Origin of the sequence: Enterococcus sp. FSL R5-0957, assembly GCF_038008005.1 — a bacterium.
Lineage (GTDB): Bacteria > Bacillota > Bacilli > Lactobacillales > Enterococcaceae > Enterococcus_B > Enterococcus_B faecium.
The window spans coordinates 1,223,949-1,239,041 of the sequence record NZ_JBBOYG010000001.1 but is presented as its reverse complement, the minus strand read 5'-3'; the positions used below and the strand labels follow the sequence as shown (position 1 = coordinate 1,239,041).

The 15,093-nt window shown below is 36.1% G+C and carries 21 protein-coding genes, 1 tRNA gene and 1 pseudogene; 7 read left to right on the top strand and 16 right to left on the bottom strand.

Features of this window, described 5'->3' with window-relative positions; genetic code table 11:
- Nucleotides 1-31: 31 nt before the first annotated feature.
- The 5 genes from MKX69_RS05995 to amaP (MKX69_RS05975) are packed head-to-tail and all read right to left on the bottom strand — an operon-like array spanning nucleotide 32 to nucleotide 1,898.
- A complete protein-coding gene (locus tag MKX69_RS05995; protein ID WP_341009295.1) occupies nucleotides 32-259 on the bottom strand; it encodes a hypothetical protein in 228 nt (75 codons plus the stop codon).
- A gap of 27 nt (nucleotides 260-286) precedes the next feature.
- Nucleotides 287-529: a GlsB/YeaQ/YmgE family stress response membrane protein gene (locus MKX69_RS05990; RefSeq protein WP_002290686.1), complete on the bottom strand. Its 243-nt coding sequence runs from the start codon at nucleotides 527-529 to the stop codon at nucleotides 287-289.
- Nucleotides 530-560: 31 nt separating this feature from the next.
- On the bottom strand, nucleotides 561-1,118 hold the full coding sequence (locus MKX69_RS05985) for an Asp23/Gls24 family envelope stress response protein (protein WP_002295944.1): 558 nt from the start codon (nucleotides 1,116-1,118) through the stop codon (nucleotides 561-563).
- 12 nt (nucleotides 1,119-1,130) lie between these two features.
- Nucleotides 1,131-1,319: a DUF2273 domain-containing protein gene (locus MKX69_RS05980; RefSeq protein WP_341009292.1), complete on the bottom strand. Its 189-nt coding sequence runs from the start codon at nucleotides 1,317-1,319 to the stop codon at nucleotides 1,131-1,133.
- 12 nt (nucleotides 1,320-1,331) lie between these two features.
- A complete protein-coding gene (amaP, locus tag MKX69_RS05975; protein ID WP_002297459.1) occupies nucleotides 1,332-1,898 on the bottom strand; it encodes an alkaline shock response membrane anchor protein AmaP in 567 nt (188 codons plus the stop codon).
- 412 nt (nucleotides 1,899-2,310) lie between these two features.
- On the opposite strand from amaP (MKX69_RS05975), the gene MKX69_RS05970 reads away from it, so the two are divergent.
- The 4 genes and pseudogenes from MKX69_RS05970 to MKX69_RS05955 all read left to right on the top strand — a co-directional run bounded on the left by MKX69_RS05970 (nucleotide 2,311) and on the right by MKX69_RS05955 (nucleotide 4,841).
- Nucleotides 2,311-2,484 carry a hypothetical protein gene (locus MKX69_RS05970; protein ID WP_002291299.1) on the top strand — a complete coding sequence of 58 codons (174 nt, stop codon included), beginning with the start codon at nucleotides 2,311-2,313 and terminating at the stop codon, nucleotides 2,482-2,484.
- A gap of 641 nt (nucleotides 2,485-3,125) precedes the next feature.
- Entirely contained in the window at nucleotides 3,126-3,599 is a 474-nt protein-coding gene (locus tag MKX69_RS05965; protein ID WP_002295138.1) for a DUF2975 domain-containing protein, read from the top strand.
- Nucleotides 3,600-3,607: 8 nt separating this feature from the next.
- A complete protein-coding gene (locus MKX69_RS05960) occupies nucleotides 3,608-3,835 on the top strand; it encodes a helix-turn-helix domain-containing protein (protein WP_002295139.1) in 228 nt (75 codons plus the stop codon).
- Between the two features lie 635 nt (nucleotides 3,836-4,470).
- Nucleotides 4,471-4,841 (top strand): annotated as a pseudogene (locus tag MKX69_RS05955) (hypothetical protein).
- A gap of 268 nt (nucleotides 4,842-5,109) precedes the next feature.
- Here MKX69_RS05955 and MKX69_RS05950 read toward each other — a convergent pair.
- The 10 genes from MKX69_RS05950 to MKX69_RS05905 form a co-directional block, all read right to left on the bottom strand.
- Nucleotides 5,110-5,352 (bottom strand): GlsB/YeaQ/YmgE family stress response membrane protein, encoded by a 243-nt coding sequence (locus MKX69_RS05950; RefSeq protein ID WP_325826013.1) that lies wholly within the window; start codon nucleotides 5,350-5,352, stop codon nucleotides 5,110-5,112.
- 31 nt (nucleotides 5,353-5,383) lie between these two features.
- Nucleotides 5,384-6,286 (bottom strand): Asp23/Gls24 family envelope stress response protein, encoded by a 903-nt coding sequence (locus tag MKX69_RS05945; RefSeq protein ID WP_341009284.1) that lies wholly within the window; start codon nucleotides 6,284-6,286, stop codon nucleotides 5,384-5,386.
- A 12-nt stretch (nucleotides 6,287-6,298) separates the two neighbouring features.
- Nucleotides 6,299-6,487, bottom strand: a complete 189-nt coding sequence (locus MKX69_RS05940) for a DUF2273 domain-containing protein (protein ID WP_002291274.1) — start codon at nucleotides 6,485-6,487, stop codon at nucleotides 6,299-6,301.
- A 13-nt stretch (nucleotides 6,488-6,500) separates the two neighbouring features.
- Nucleotides 6,501-7,064, bottom strand: coding sequence for an alkaline shock response membrane anchor protein AmaP (gene amaP, locus MKX69_RS05935; protein ID WP_002296677.1), 564 nt, complete (start codon nucleotides 7,062-7,064; stop codon nucleotides 6,501-6,503).
- A 37-nt stretch (nucleotides 7,065-7,101) separates the two neighbouring features.
- Nucleotides 7,102-7,995, bottom strand: coding sequence for an SDR family oxidoreductase (locus tag MKX69_RS05930; RefSeq protein ID WP_341009281.1), 894 nt, complete (start codon nucleotides 7,993-7,995; stop codon nucleotides 7,102-7,104).
- A 77-nt stretch (nucleotides 7,996-8,072) separates the two neighbouring features.
- A complete protein-coding gene (locus tag MKX69_RS05925) occupies nucleotides 8,073-8,996 on the bottom strand; it encodes a magnesium transporter CorA family protein (RefSeq protein ID WP_002376595.1) in 924 nt (307 codons plus the stop codon).
- Nucleotides 8,997-9,044: 48 nt separating this feature from the next.
- Nucleotides 9,045-9,395 carry an iron-sulfur cluster biosynthesis family protein gene (locus tag MKX69_RS05920; RefSeq protein ID WP_002296672.1) on the bottom strand — a complete coding sequence of 117 codons (351 nt, stop codon included), beginning with the start codon at nucleotides 9,393-9,395 and terminating at the stop codon, nucleotides 9,045-9,047.
- 66 nt (nucleotides 9,396-9,461) lie between these two features.
- Nucleotides 9,462-10,500, bottom strand: a protein-coding gene (locus tag MKX69_RS05915) for an IS630 family transposase (protein WP_142434254.1) whose coding sequence is annotated in 2 segments (ribosomal slippage) — nucleotides 9,462-10,001 and nucleotides 10,003-10,500 — 1,038 coding nt in all. Because the reading frame shifts where the segments join, the coding sequence is not laid out codon by codon here.
- A gap of 61 nt (nucleotides 10,501-10,561) precedes the next feature.
- Nucleotides 10,562-11,467 carry a glycosyltransferase family 8 protein gene (locus MKX69_RS05910; protein WP_341009275.1) on the bottom strand — a complete coding sequence of 302 codons (906 nt, stop codon included), beginning with the start codon at nucleotides 11,465-11,467 and terminating at the stop codon, nucleotides 10,562-10,564.
- Entirely contained in the window at nucleotides 11,460-12,317 is an 858-nt protein-coding gene (locus MKX69_RS05905; protein WP_002296670.1) for a glycosyltransferase family 8 protein, read from the bottom strand. Before MKX69_RS05905 ends, MKX69_RS05910 begins: the two co-directional genes overlap by 8 nt.
- Before the next feature lie 333 nt (nucleotides 12,318-12,650).
- Between MKX69_RS05905 and MKX69_RS05900 the strand changes: the two genes are divergently transcribed.
- Both MKX69_RS05900 and MKX69_RS05895 read left to right on the top strand, forming a co-directional pair.
- Nucleotides 12,651-13,460 (top strand): Cof-type HAD-IIB family hydrolase, encoded by an 810-nt coding sequence (locus tag MKX69_RS05900; RefSeq protein ID WP_341009272.1) that lies wholly within the window; start codon nucleotides 12,651-12,653, stop codon nucleotides 13,458-13,460.
- A gap of 39 nt (nucleotides 13,461-13,499) precedes the next feature.
- Nucleotides 13,500-13,997, top strand: coding sequence for an isochorismatase family cysteine hydrolase (locus MKX69_RS05895; protein ID WP_002296667.1), 498 nt, complete (start codon nucleotides 13,500-13,502; stop codon nucleotides 13,995-13,997).
- Nucleotides 13,998-14,382: 385 nt separating this feature from the next.
- Here the strand turns inward: MKX69_RS05895 and MKX69_RS05890 are convergent.
- Nucleotides 14,383-14,456: transfer RNA gene (locus MKX69_RS05890), tRNA-Ile, on the bottom strand.
- A gap of 186 nt (nucleotides 14,457-14,642) precedes the next feature.
- On the opposite strand from MKX69_RS05890, the gene MKX69_RS05885 reads away from it, so the two are divergent.
- Complete coding sequence (locus MKX69_RS05885) at nucleotides 14,643-14,966, top strand: hypothetical protein (RefSeq protein ID WP_002321681.1); 324 nt, start codon at nucleotides 14,643-14,645, stop codon at nucleotides 14,964-14,966.
- Nucleotides 14,967-15,093: the final 127 nt, after the last annotated feature.

The window sequence follows — 15,093 nt, the reverse complement described above, 5'->3', positions numbered from 1 at the left end:
TTCTTCTGTTTTTTTGAATTAATACTTGCATTTATAAAAGACAGACAATTAATAAAAGCTTGATGTGTTGTGCTCTTTTTCGTTTTTCACACAAATAAAGACAAAAAATAATCGGTCTTCTTTTTATAGAAAACCGTTTATTTTCGTCTTTTTTTATTTTTAAAGATATTTTTTCATAAGGAATAAAGAATACTTCATATAAAATATATAAAAAAGAACCGCAGCGAGTTTCGCTACAGTTCTCAAATTTGTTCTTCATTTCAACATAAGTTTTTCTTCAATTTGCTTATAATTTACGTGCAAAGAATGAAACGACTAATACTAAAATGATTGCACCGATCAATGATGGAATGATAGCCATTCCTGCAATTGTTGGTCCCCAAGTCCCTAGTAAAGCTTGTCCAATTGCTGAACCTACTAAACCAGCAATGATGTTTGCGATGATTCCCATTGATGATCCTTTATTCGTGATTGCTCCTGCAATTGCTCCAATGATACCGCCGACGATTAATGCCCAAATAAATCCCATTTTAAATTCCTCCTAACTGACTTCTTACTTCTTATTGTACACGTGGTTCGTTATTTTCTTTGACTTTTTGTGCACCTTTGCCTACAGCAGATTTTGCTTTATCTGTTTGGCGTGAAGCAAATTGTCCTGTTGATTTTGCTGCTTCTGTTACTTTGTCTTGTACTGTTTCTTGATCTTTTTGGTATTCTTCTTGTGTTTTGATGTCTGCAACATTCACATTCACTTCGATAACATCTAAATGTGTCATATTGTTTACTTCAGTACTGATTAATTCTTTGATTTGGTTGTAAATATCTTCGATGTCTTTACCGTATTCTACGATCACATCTAGATCCACAGCTACTTGTTTCTTACCTACTTCTGTATTGATACCTGCTGTTACGTTATCTGTGTTGACTAATTTTTCAGCCATATTTGAGAAAAATCCGCCATCTAATGTCAATAGACCATCTACATCTTTCAATGCATAACCGATGATTTTTTGGATGACTTTGTCTTCATAAGTCAATTCACCATTCATCATGCGGTTTTCTCCTTTTTCATTTGCCAAAACTGATCCATTTGTTGTATTCATGTTTTTGTTTTCCATCTTTGTTTCCTCCTATGATTTAAAAAATTGATCAACTATTCCTGTCTGTTTCAAATAAAAACCGATTTCTGCGCCAATTGCTGTCATGATTATGATCAACAATGTCTTGAAAAATCCAATCGTTAACCATAAAACAGCTAGCAGTAGTCCAAGTCCCCCAAAGATAATAGGGAGCTTGTATGCTGAAAATAGTTCTTTCATTATTTGGCCCTCCTATTCCACTCGAGAGTGCTTGTAGTCTCTTGTATCTTCTTGTTCTTCATAACCGCTGTATGTGACTGCCACTTTGACCGTTTCTTTTGTTCCAAGTACTCTAGTCACTTCTTCTTCGATGTCTTGCATCAATACACCTGTTTTCCCTACTAATGAAGAAGTTCGTTTCAAGTCTCCGTTGACATGGATATGGATTCGATTTTTCGTTGAACGTATCCGTACTTTAGGTGAATGAATGAACTCTTCTTCGTGTAAATGGGAACGTACCAACCCTTCGATCGCTTTTTTGTCGATTGTTAGTTTGCCATCTTCCCGTTTCATAACGAAAGTTCCTCTTGACTTTGGATAGAAAAGAACGACTAGCAAGATGATAATAGCAAGAACGGCAAATACTACAGCTGCCCAGAAAATATATTGTTGCATGTAGTAATTCGTTAAAGTAAAGAAGCGAAATCGTTCCAATTGTTCAGGCATAATATACGGCGCATTGATCAACGCAATCGCTAGAAATACTGAAAGTAGCAGTAAACTCATGATAACACCGATTATTTTTAACCCCTTATTCATTTTCCACCTCCTATAAACTTATTTTTACCCTGTAAATAACTCTACCGACAATCACAGTATAGATAGCGAACAGTTAGCATAGCACCAGTAAATAAAGCACTACCAAACATTGCTGGATCATAACGGCGTTTTATTGCCAGTCTGATACTGAAATAACAATTACTTATTCTCTATTTACTTTTGATTGCTGGCTATACTTAAAGGATATTATTCAAGATTAAAAATTGCAAAGATTATGCTCAGTTATTATTACAAGATTCTATTTATTTATTAAATTTTTTCGGAGAATTAAAAAATACAATAAATAACTTTAGTTACTTTAATGCGTTCTTACTTTATTTTTATATTATCATTTTTCTTATTCACTTCTTTGGTTTATACTATTCTTATAAATAAAAACGAGGTATGTCCTATGATGAAAAGATTGTACTATTCATTGATCATAACGATTGGCTATTTGATTGTATCAAATCTAGGAAATATGGTATTTGGTATCAGTAAAGAATTCAGTTGGACTACTACATTATGGGAATCTCTATTCTTTTTCATCTTCGTATTTTTGTTACAAAATTATCGAAAAAAATAAACATGTGCCATCTATCTGTTGGCACATGTTTTAGGATTTATGGTACTTTTTATTCGGCAATCCATTTTATTTTTCTACTTCTTCTTAATACCTCTAACACTTTTGATTTATAAACTAATCCAATGCATCTACTTGCGCTTATTAAGCTATTTCAGCTAGATAGTACCACACCCCATGCGTCAATGCTTGATTTTCCTTTTGTATAACATTGTATAAGCAATAAAGGACAAATAAGTGATGATTACACCAAACCATTGAATAAGAAAAATTCTGATACGTAAATAAACATGAACTTGAAAAAATTAATGAATCGGTTAGCTACTACGTAGTTGTCTTTTTTCTCATACAGTTCTGTTAACTTACACTTCTCTTCGCTAGATAATAAAAAATCCTCCAACTGTATTGTCCAATATAATCCCAGGCATCTAAACTAGCATTATAGAAGAGACACACATAGAATCTAAAATAACTGGTTTTAAATGTTTCTTACAATCAAAAAAAGCTGTTAAATGCACTCCACACCCTCATACTCTATCATTTTTTATAAACGATATATTTTTATTGTTTTTCGATAAAAAATAGTTGTTTTACAATAATTATTCTGCTATATTTTAGCTATCAAAGATAAAAGAGGGATAAAAATGAAATTTAAAACATTGCTATTAAAATTTGTCGTTTTAGGTATAAGTGCCGTATTTATTTTGTTCGGCGTACTTTTTTACACTCAGATCGCTACAAGCGAAAAAGGATTCAATTTTGATTGGCAGACCACATTATTTGTTTCTGTCATTTACTTTGCCCTTCTCCTAGGGATCGTTATTGCTTATTTCTTATTGAAACTATTGAAAAAAATCGAAGATAACCAAGCTTTTTCCACTCAAAGCTTAAACATACTAAAAAAAATCGAACGAACCATTTTGTTTATTGGTTTCGCTTTTTTTGGCTTACTTCCTAAATTTATGAAAGTAGCGGATTTAGACGATGCTCCAGGTTTGATGTTGGTAGGAATCGCTGTCGTATTCATTCCTTTTGCAGTATACACATTAACAAGCGTGCTGGAAAAACTGCTTGAACATGCGATTTTACTTAAGACAGATCATGATTTGACAGTGTGAGGTGCGACATGGCAATTATCGTTAATTTAGATGTAGTATTAGCTCAAAAAAAAATGAGTGTGACTGAATTGAGTGAGAAAGTGGGCATTACGATGGCAAACATCTCTATTCTAAAAAATGGAAAAGCAAAAGCCATCCGTTTTTCCACTCTCGAAAAAATCTGCCAAGTTTTGGAGTGTCAACCGGGTGATTTGTTGACCTATAAAAATGACTCGAATACTATACCAGAAGAATAAAATAAAGTAGAACAAACAGTAAATAAAAAATAATCTGAATGATAGATGTATGAGACTTTTAGAAGTTATTTACGTCTATTATTCAGATTTTTTATTTCGATTGAATACCGTTTTATCTATAAATAAGATATGTACTGACTCATACAAAGGGGGCCTTTTCTTCTCCATGTACTATCACTTTTCCTGATACAACTGGTTTCCTGTTACGTTGTAGTTGGATCTGCTTTTAGTATAATACTTTATTCATTCCACCAGACTGATAGCAGTTTGAGCAGTCTAAATAATCATGTAGTATTACAGGCCATTCTGTTTCATACCTTGAAGTGCTTAAAACTTCAGCTAATGGCCCATTGTGTTAACTCTTACTCCATTCTTTTTTAGTAAACTCCCATATATACTGTAAAGCCTTCTATATATTATGTCATGTTGCTTTTTACCATTTACTATGTAGTTTTGATAAAATGATTTGAATAACAGTGATGGACTATTCTTTTTTATTTTTAACATTATTTTGATAATAATGATTATTTATTTAAAAATACATTAGATAACATTTGTTACGACACGAAAAAGCTTCACAAACAAATATCGTTATTTTAAAATGAGGGCGAACTCACACAATTAGGAGGAATAGTATGCCATTTATTGTTTACTTTTTTCTTTCATTACTCGTGATCTATATTCCATTACCAACATTTTTCCTGCTCGTCAATCGTCTAGCAGAGCAACATGATACGATTACTGCTCTTACGAAACTTTATTTACTTCTATTTGTTTGTCTAGATTACTTTACGAGCTATTATTGGCTAAAACAGACAAGAGTAAAAAAGAGATATATTTCTTCCTTGTCTTTTTCAATCTCTTTGAGTTTCTGATCCATTGCTTTTTACTTCATCAGTATCATACGATCCATTTGTGGATCATCTGGGTTTTCCAAGTGGTCGTATTATTTTGTATGTTCACCTTTCCTATCTCAAGAAAATTTAGGGAGGCATTGTTTTATTAAAAGGTTGTGAAAAAGCTGTCTTATAGCAATCAACAAGGACACATTTAAGGAAAAACTTTTAAAAATCTAATTGGGAATTTGCCCGCATAAATAAGAGGCTGTGACAAAAGTCTTGTCACAGCCTCTTATTCCGAATAAACAGTGTTTAAAAGCTTGCATCTTCGATAATAAGCCTAACCAAATGAAAAATATGAGAAGCTATTTTTGTTTGGCTGTTCTTATTACTTGATGAAGAACAGCTTTTTCACGACCTCTTTTAAAAGTCTTTTTACAGTTTTCGAGCAAAGAATGATACGATTAGTACTAAAATGATGGCACCAATCAATGATGGCACGATTGCCATTCCTGCAATACTTGGTCCCCAAGAACCTAATAATGCTTGACCAAGTGCTGATCCAACTAAACCTGCTACGATATTTGCAATAATCCCCATCGAAGAACCTTTATTCGTGATTGCTCCTGCAATTGCTCCGATAATTCCTCCGACGATAAGTGACCAAATAAATCCCATGTTTCGTTCCTCCTAATGTTTTACTTCCTTATTACTGAACCCGTGGTTCTGTATTTTCTTTTACTTTTTGTGCGCCGCTTCCAGCTGCTGATTTTACTTTATCTGTTTGATTCGAAGCAAATTCACCGGTTTTTTTCGCTGCGTCAGTTACTTTGTCTTGCACCGTTTCTTGATCTTTTTCAAATTCTTCTTTTGTTTTGATGTCCACTACGTTAGCGTTAACTTCGATCACTTCTAAGTGTGTCATATTTTTTACTTCTTTGCCGATTATTTCTTGCATTTCTTCAAAGATTTTTTCGATATCTTTGCCATATTCCACAATGACATCCATATCAACTGCTACTTGTTTTTTACCGACTTCTGTTTCGATCCCAGCCGTTACATTATCTGTATTCACAAGTTTTCCTGTCACATTAGAGAAGAAACCACCGTTTGCAGATAATAAACCGTCTACTTGTTCAATTGCGATTCCGATGATTTTTTGCACAACTTTATCTTCATAATTCAGCTCACCGCGCATTGAATCTTCCTGTTCAGAATCATGCTTTCCTTGGTTATTTGTATGATTAGAACCAAGTTTTCCTTGTCCGTTTGTGTGGTCAGAACTAAGTTTTTCTTGTGCTTTCGCATGGTCAGAAGGATGTTTTTGCTCTTCCACAGGTTTAGAAGGATCGATTGCATCATGTTGTTCTGGAACTTTAGATTCTGGAGTTCCTGGATGATGAGGTGCATGCTTTTCTGCATCATGTTTCTTCTCTTCTACTCCTTGTTGAACGTTAGGGACTACTGGATCTGGATGTGCAGATACTGGTGCTGTTTTGTTCTTTTCATCGTTCACACCATTTGATTGGTTTGGTGTCGTTGGGTCTGGGTGTGTAGACACTGGTTTTTGGTTGTTCATTTTATTGTTATTATTTTTGTTATTGTTATTCATGGATGTTTCCTCCTAAGATTTAAAATAGTGATCTAAGATTTTCGTTTGTTTCAGATAAAAACCGATAGCGACGCCGATCGCTGCCATGATCAAGATCAATAAGGTCTTGAAAAAGCCCACGGTGATCCATAAAACGGCTAATATCAATCCAAGTACCCCAAAGATGATAGGGAGCTTGTATGTCGAAAATAGTTCTTTCATTTTTGGTCCCCCCCTATTCTACTCGTTTGCGGTCATTGCTTCGTTTAGCTGGTTCTTCAAAGCCTGTGTATTTCACCGATACTTTCACTGGCTCTTTTGTTCCCAATATGTGTTGTACTTCATTTTCGATTTCTTTCATCAATGTTCCTGTTTTACCAATGAGTGCTGAAGTTCGTTTCAACTCCCCTTTTACATTGACGGCGATCTTGTTTTTCGTTGCTTTGACATTTACTTTTGGTGAATGGATGAATTCATCTTCATGCAAGTGAGAACGAACCATTCCTTCAATTGCTTTTTTATCCAACGTCAACTCCCCATCACCATGTTTCAGTAGAAAGTTTCCGATTGTTTTTGGATAAAACAGGAAAACAAGTAACGTGATAATTGTCAAAATAGCAAATGCAACGGCAAGCCAAAATACATATTGTTGCACGTATGAATTAGTGATGGAAAAGAATCGAAACTTCTCTAGCTGAAAAGGCAATGGATAGGTTGCACTTAATAGTATCGCAAACAAAAGCACAGATAGCAAAAGTAACGTTCCGATCACTCCGATCGTTTTTACACCTTTATTCATTTTCGCACCTCCTCATAGGGGTGAAACGATCAACTTCTTATAAGTTGATCGCTTCTCCACCAGTTACTCCGTAAATTTGGGCTGTAACATAACTTGCTTTATTCGATGCTAAGAAAACATAAACTGGTGCTAATTCTCCTGGCTGACCTGCACGTTCTAGTAAACTTTGCTGACCAAATTCAGGGATCGAATCAGAAGGTTGTCCTTCGTCTAGTTGTAATGGTGTCCAGATTGGACCAGGTGCTACACCATTTACACGGATTCCTTTAGATGCAAGCTGTTTTGCTAAACCGATCGTAAAGTTAGCGATTGAAGCTTTTGTTGCTGCGTAATCTAATAAATGTTCGCTTGGATTGAATGCTTGAACAGAAGTTGTTGTTACGATTGCTCCTCCTGCTGGGATATGCGGAACAGCTTCTTTCACTAAAGCAAACATAGCGATGATGTTTATCATAAATGTGTCTTTGACTTGCTCAAGTGGTAACTCAGCAATAGACTGACAAGAAATTTGCTGTCCTGCGTTTAGTACCATCGTATCTAGCCCGCCAAGTTCACTCACGGCTTTATCTATGATTTCTTTAGGTGCTTGTTCGTCACGAAGATCAAAAGGTAGTAAGACAATCTTACGTCCTGCATCTTTCACGTATTTTGCTACTTCCTCTGCATCTTTTTCTTCTCCTGGGAAGAATTGAAGAGCGATATCTGCCCCTTCTCTAGCAAATGCAATCGCTGCTGCACGACCGATCCCTGAATCTCCACCAGTGATTAGTACACGGCGGTTTTCTAGTTGATTATTGCCTTCATAGGATTCTTCTCCACAATCAGGAACAGGAATCATATTCTGCTGTAAAGCGGGTGTATCCTGATCTTGTTTAGGAAATTTCTCCGTATGGTACAAGTTTCGCGGGTCGATTAATTTTGGTTCTGTCATCGCTGTATTCCTCCTAGTTTTTAAATTGTATTGCCAAAACAAATTTCTTTGTTTGATACCTGTTTTAAATAGATTCTTTAATTTGTATAATCTTTCCGGTATAAATGGTAACCTAAAACTACTGCTGCTATCAAAGAGCCAAAGACTACGAGTATAAAGCCTAGAGCAGAACTTTTACCCGGTAATCCTCCTGTATTCATTCCCCAAATCCCTGCGAACAACGCCGGAACGGAAATGATTAATGCAGCTGAATCTAGATATTTCATGATATGATTTAGATTATTGTCCATCATCCCGTTGAATAGATCACCAATACTCTCTAATAAATCTCGATAGATCTCGATCATTTTTTCTGTTTGTCGCTGTCTCAAATGGACATCATAGAGTAGCTGTTCATCATCTAAACGTTTGATGAAAGTTTCAGAATTCCATAATTGATCCATTGTTTCCCGTTGATCTCTTAAGGTATGATCGATATATACGATGTCTCTTTCAAGATCTGCCTGTTTATACAGTTCTTCATTTTCCGTTGTTTTACGAGCTGCTTTATCCAAAGCGTCAATTCGCTTTTTCATCTCTCTTAGTTCTTTCACGTAATGGGTGTAAATATCTAATAATGTATACGTGATGATCTTTTCAAACGAGTTTAAATGATTTCCATGCTTTGTCAGCAGCCGATCCACAAATTCGGTTTTTCTATCGATACAAGTAATCAAGAGATTATCGGAAAGTACAAAAGATATTGGCGTTAATTTTTTTTCGATACGATTATCTGACTGATCTAGATTAATCACTACCAAAGAAAATGGATGCTCTAGTTTCGTCTCATAAAGGCGCTCCATCCGAGAAACTTCTTCCGGATATTCGGTTCCTACGAAAATATCATCAGGAAGCTCGAATTCTTCGATTGCTTGCTCAATCTCTTCGGGCTTTGCACTATCAAGTACGAGCCAATTATATTTTTTTTCATCTGTTTCTGTTACATTCTTTTCTTCATCCACAAAGTAGTATCTCAATGTATACCTCCTTTTTGGACTTTCTCGAAACTATTAGCTGAAGAAGCAGTTCTTTAATTTGATATTATAATCGAGTACTGCGATTTCATTTTCTAATGAAAAGCTGTCAAGCTGTTTGTTGAAGTCCATGTTCAATCGTTTACCGAAATAATTTTGCTCTAATTTAGATGTATAGATGTCCAATAATGGATGCTCGATTTTAGTCGCATATTCTCCAAATTCCGAAACAAAAGGAATGATTTGAAAAAAGCTGCCTTTTGCAAAAGCACCTTTGTCCCTTAAAAATGGATCGGAATCATTGATGAGCGCGAGTGCGATTTTTGTATTTTCCCCAACCTTTTCAATTAACGTCTCTACTGCATTTTTAGACATTGTAATTTCCATTCCTACTCCCCCTCTTCAGTTGTTGTCTTCTATTATTTAACAACTATATAGGTTGAATTAAATACTTTACATCCGCACGCACAGTCGGTCAATCACCACAAGGGGACGCTCGTTTACATCGGCTAAGAAACCGCGGACCGACTGTTTGATTTTCTGGACGTGGTCAAAAAAAACATTGTTGATGACCGATTCCTTGAGCCACTTCCAAACGCCTTCCATTAGGTTCAACTGAGGGCTGTAGGGAGGGAGGAAGATGAGTGCCAGGCGCCTAGCGTTTTCTTCAAGAAAAGACTGGATCAGCTTGGCGTGGTGGATAAGGGCATTATCCAATACCATCACGATTTTTCCGGTGGGGTATTCCCGCAACGTCCGCTCCAGAAAACGGAGGAAGGCCGCTGCGTCGTATGCCCCTTCTTCTGTACAAATGATCCGACCGGTTTCATAATCCAAGGTGCCTATCAATTTTACCCCTTTGTGTTGTCCATAAGTGGGGATTTTTCGCTGGTGGCCGCGGAGAAACCAGGTGCAGCCAATGGCTTGGTAATCCCGGATCATGGTTTCGTCCTCGAATAGGAGGTGGTCAATATCGCTATTCAGCAATTTTTTTTAGGCTCGGGAAGGTTTCTTCCAAAAATACCTGTTGTTTCTTGGAATCCGCTTTTTTGAGGGTATACGTCGGACGGGTCCAGCTTAGTCCTAGCCGGTGAAGGAGGTCCGCCACGCCTTTTTGCGTATATCCATAACTCCATTCCCGGAGAATCAGGTCACACACAATCGCCAATGTCCAATTGGCACGGGATTTGAAACCTACTTCCTCCGGAGTGTGGTAGGCGACGATTTGGACCAGTTCCGCTTCCTGTTCATCTGTCAGCCGTGAAGGTCGTCCGCTTTGTTTTTTGGAGACTAAACCTTGGATTCCATTATGGCAGTAGTTTTTCACATAGTGGCTGACAGTATGCTCGTCGGGGCCGATGGTGTGCCCGGCTTCTTTCCGGGTGTGGCCTTCAAGAACCAACTTGACTGCCAGGAAACGCTCGTACAACCGGCGGTTGTCTGTCGTATTCATCGCTTTTTCCAATTCACGGATTTGGCGTTCTGTTTCCATGTTCCCCACTCCTCAAGTGTTTTCTTTAGTATACGCCTATAGGAGGGAAAACGAATACAATTTAACTCAATTTATATACATCTGTTTTTGGTTGAACTTTTGCGTATTTTGGATATTTAGGGAATTTAGCTACACAGCGGAAAGCCGTCATCCCTGCATATTTTTCGTAATATTTCTTCGTTGGCCCTTCAAAATCCTTGCTCCACGGTTTCACATGTCCTGAAAAATGGATAATGTAAGGATTGTTGCGAGTTTCTTCGTATTCACGTTCGCCTGCTGCTGTTGGATGTTTTTTTGCTTTTGCCATGATATAGCCTTGTGCATTCCAACGCGGATGAAGTGGTAACCAACGGTCATGTAAGATAGCATTTAATGCATCTTGGTCATGGAATCGTAATTTTTCTGGATTATGTTCGATGAAATCTAATACTTTTTGCGTAATATTTTCATCTAACCATTTTTTCACATTGATCAGCATCAAACCTGAGTTGAAATAACGCATTGATTTAGCTGAAATTTCCATTTTTTCCAGTCGTTGATGGAACCCAGCGTCTTCAACAGCTGCTACGATTGAATCACCGAAGTCAAGACGCCATAATTTAGAGATATCTTGTAAAGCGATCATGTCGCAATCCATATATAAGATACGTTCAACTTCTGTGCCGCGGAACAATTCCGGAATCGCAATACGATAATAAGCTGTTTCCGGAATACGATCGCTGATTACCACATTTGTAAAGAATTCTTTATTGATTTTCAAGAATTCCACATCTGAGTTCATTCGTGCGTTTTTCACTGAGAAGCGTAAAAGCTGTTTACTTTCAAAATCGATATCATCGTCAATCACATAGAACCGAACAAATTTAGACGGGTTGCAATTATCTAATACTGAGACAAATAATGCAGCTAAATGTGGTACGAATTTTGTGTTACAACTTGCGACTACTGCTATTTCTTTTTTATTCATTGATCTCGCCTACTTTCGTTAGAGTACTGTGTGCTAATTTTTTTAAGTATAAATTGGTATACGGATGATCTTTCAACGTATTCCAAGGTTTATCATGTCCTGTAAAGTGAACGATCGAAGGTTTTTCATTTCCTTCTTTATACTGACGTTCATATTTTTCATTTGGTGCTGGATGACGTTCAAAAATCAGCGAAGTCTGCATGTTCCATTTTGGATGAAGTTGTTCCCAATCTTCATAAAGTACAGCATTCAAAGCATCTTGGTCGTGATAGATGATTCGATCGCCATTTTCACTGAGGTAATGGATAGTTTTTTCTGTAATTTCTTTTTTATTCCATTGATCAATGTCAATCACCATCACTCCTGAATTGAAGTACAAGTCATCGGAATCGATTCCTAATCTTTCCAAAGCTTTCACTTGGCCTGGATCGATAATAGCGCCGATTGTTTTTCCATTTAACGGCTCATCATATAGTTTTACGATATCGTCTAGTACTAACACATCTGAATCTAAGTAAAGGACTTTCTTATAATCCTCTTTAGCTAATAAGTTTGGTAAAGAAATTCTTAAGTAAGCGGTAGTTGTGATATGGTCACTGACTAGGAAGTCTTCGTAGATATCTTTTTCCACTGTCAGGAATTGGATACTTGCATTACTTGAATATTTATTTACCGTTTCTTCCAATCCTTCTTTACTATATTCTGATAGACCATCGTCAATCACATAAAATTTTATGCGTCTTGTTTTATTGCAATTTTCTAATGCAGTTGCGATCATCACGCTCAAGTAAGGAGCATAATTTTCGTCTGAAGCAGTTACCACAGGAACTACGCCGTATCTCTTCTCCATCAAAATCACTCCTTTTTCTAATCTTTTTCTAACCTATTCTACATCTAGAATATTCCTCATTTGGTTTTAAAGCAAAATATATGCTTTGTTTTCATTGAATATTTTAAAATTTTTTTATCACAAAACGCATTAGTAAGCGCTAACTATTCGTTTTTCATGGCTTTTTATTCAAAGGTATTGACCAAAAACTACTATATATAGCCACCTTTTTCTTAAGAATGTTTTTTGAAAAAATTCATAATGACAAAGCAAGTTAGTTTCATTTTTTTAAATTCTCATTTAATCTTAAGGTAACAGGAAATTAGATATGTAAAAAGAAAGTAGGAAGATAAAATGAAACTAGCAGCGATTGATTTAGACGGTACCTTACTTGATCGAAATGGAAAGATACCAGAAGAAAATATCCAAGCACTTCGGAAATTTGATGAAAATGGCGGAATCGTAACCGTCGCTACCGGAAGGAACAGCATTTCTGCTAAAGATATTTTTTCCGAATTAGGAATCGGTGGCTATTTGATTTCTTCCAATGGTTCACTGATTGCTGAAATGAAGGATGGAAAAATGGCGAAAGTTCTCAGACGTTCAAAAATAGATAGCGTTACACTGAGAAAAGCCTTCTTCTATGCTCAAGAAGCGAAAATATCCATCATTGCTAGCCGAGAAACCCAAGATGATCAGCTGACATTCGATGAATCAAATCTAGTCAAAGATGACCCTTATTATGAACATTTCAATTTGCAGAACCATTCTTTTGATCAAATTTTAAATATGTTGGAATATCCTTCTCTTAGCTATCTTAAATTAGCATTAACAGATAAGAGTGAAGAAAAACTACAGAAGCTACAAAGAGATCTGCAAGCAGATGGTATCCAATCAGTATTCTCTGATCCGCATTTCTTAGAAATCACGCCTACAGGTATCACTAAAGCTCATTCACTTGTTTTTCTGGCGGATTACCTTGGAATCGAATCGAGTGACATCATGGCTTTTGGCGATCAAGAAAACGACATTGCTATGTTGAATTACAGCGGGTTGAGTATTGCGATGGGGAATGCACAGCGGCAAGTAAAAGAAATTGCAAACCAAGTAACGCTGACGAATGAAGAAGCTGGTGTTGCTTATATTTTAAAAAACTTCTATTGAAAATAAAAAAATGACGATATGAATGTAAGAGGAAAGAAAATGTTAGTTATTATTGATATGCAAAATCATATTCTTGATCCAAACAGCGAATTTTATATTCCAGAGTCAGATCAATTGGCAGAACGTATTGCTCAAAGATTAGCTAAAGCACGCCAAAATAATGAATATATTCTCTTCACACGGGATATTCCAGTTGAACTGAAGGACAAAGAAGAAGAACGAGAAGATTTGCAATTGATCCCTCTTCTTTCTCCACAAGAAAATGAACGAGTGATTAAAAAGTATTACTTTACGATTCCACCTGAAACTTTAGCTGAAATCCAGGAAACTTTATTTGAAAGCAAAGAAGAACAAAAAGAGATCGAAGTAGTCGGGATTGAAACAAACTTGTGTGTACTCTCTAATCTGATAGGCCTGCAGAGTGCTTTTCCTGAAGCAGACTTTTTTGTTGATCCAATGTTAGTCTCCAGTAGAAAACACGGAGAATCCGCTTTAGAGCTGTTGAAAGATTTCAACGTCTCTATCGTCGAATCATAAAAATATCTATCTTCATTTACGATATTTAGCACACAATAAAAAAAGCACGCAGAACTGTTTTAGTCCTACGTGCTTTTTCTATCAAAGTAGATTGGCTTTTTTATGACACAGAGTGAAACGGCAGGCTCACGACCTCTTTCTTAAATGGTGTTCAATCAGCTGACCCTCGGTATTAGCTTAACAAACGGCAAAATATGAGGAACTATTTTTCCGTTTGTTTCTCTAATACTCAGGTCAAAACGCTGATTTCACAACCTCTTCCTTAAACGGTATTCAAAAGCTTGCATCTGCAGTAATAAGTCCAGCCAAGTAAAAAACATAAGGAGCTGTTTTTACTTGGCTGTTCTTATTACTTGATGCAGGGCAGCTTTTTCACAACCTCTTATGTACCTTGTAGGACTCGAACCTACGACCGGACGGTTATGAGCCGTCTGCTCTAACCAACTGAGCTAAAGGTACATCATAAATAAAATTTATTTTTGTTACTTTTCAACTATAGCACGAATGACAAACTCTCACAAGTTTCAAAATATAAGTAAAATAATATTGTTATTCTTATTTCTTTTACTTGTTTCATAACTATTTTGTTACTTTAATTTTTATTTGCTTATTTTAGAAAAAATGTGATTCTTTTATTTATTCTCAATGTTAGGAGTGATTATTTTGCCATTTATTGCGATTTTATTCGATTTAGTTGCGGCAGCAGCTTATTTTCTCCAATTAAATTATCAAACCTCAGGAATTCTGTTTATTGGAATGATTTTTCAAGGTGTGATTACCCTTTTGCTTCTTGTCATGATGCTCAGCTATAAAGGAAAAAGATATGCCCGTATTCAAACAAAAGTATTTGTTAAATATGTTTCCATTCGCTATGGGATCATCATTCTTTCCTTTTTAGTGAATGCGATCGTCCTCTTTTTATATGTATTGAATTACTTAGATATCAATCCATTGATTTTTTCTCGATAGATAAGACACATTCAGCGGAACAGTTCCTGCTTATCAGCAGAAAACTGTTCTGCTTTTTCATTTTTCATTGATCTATTCTTCTTTTATTTTCCTAGCATTTCATTTGTGATGTATGCAATAACATGTT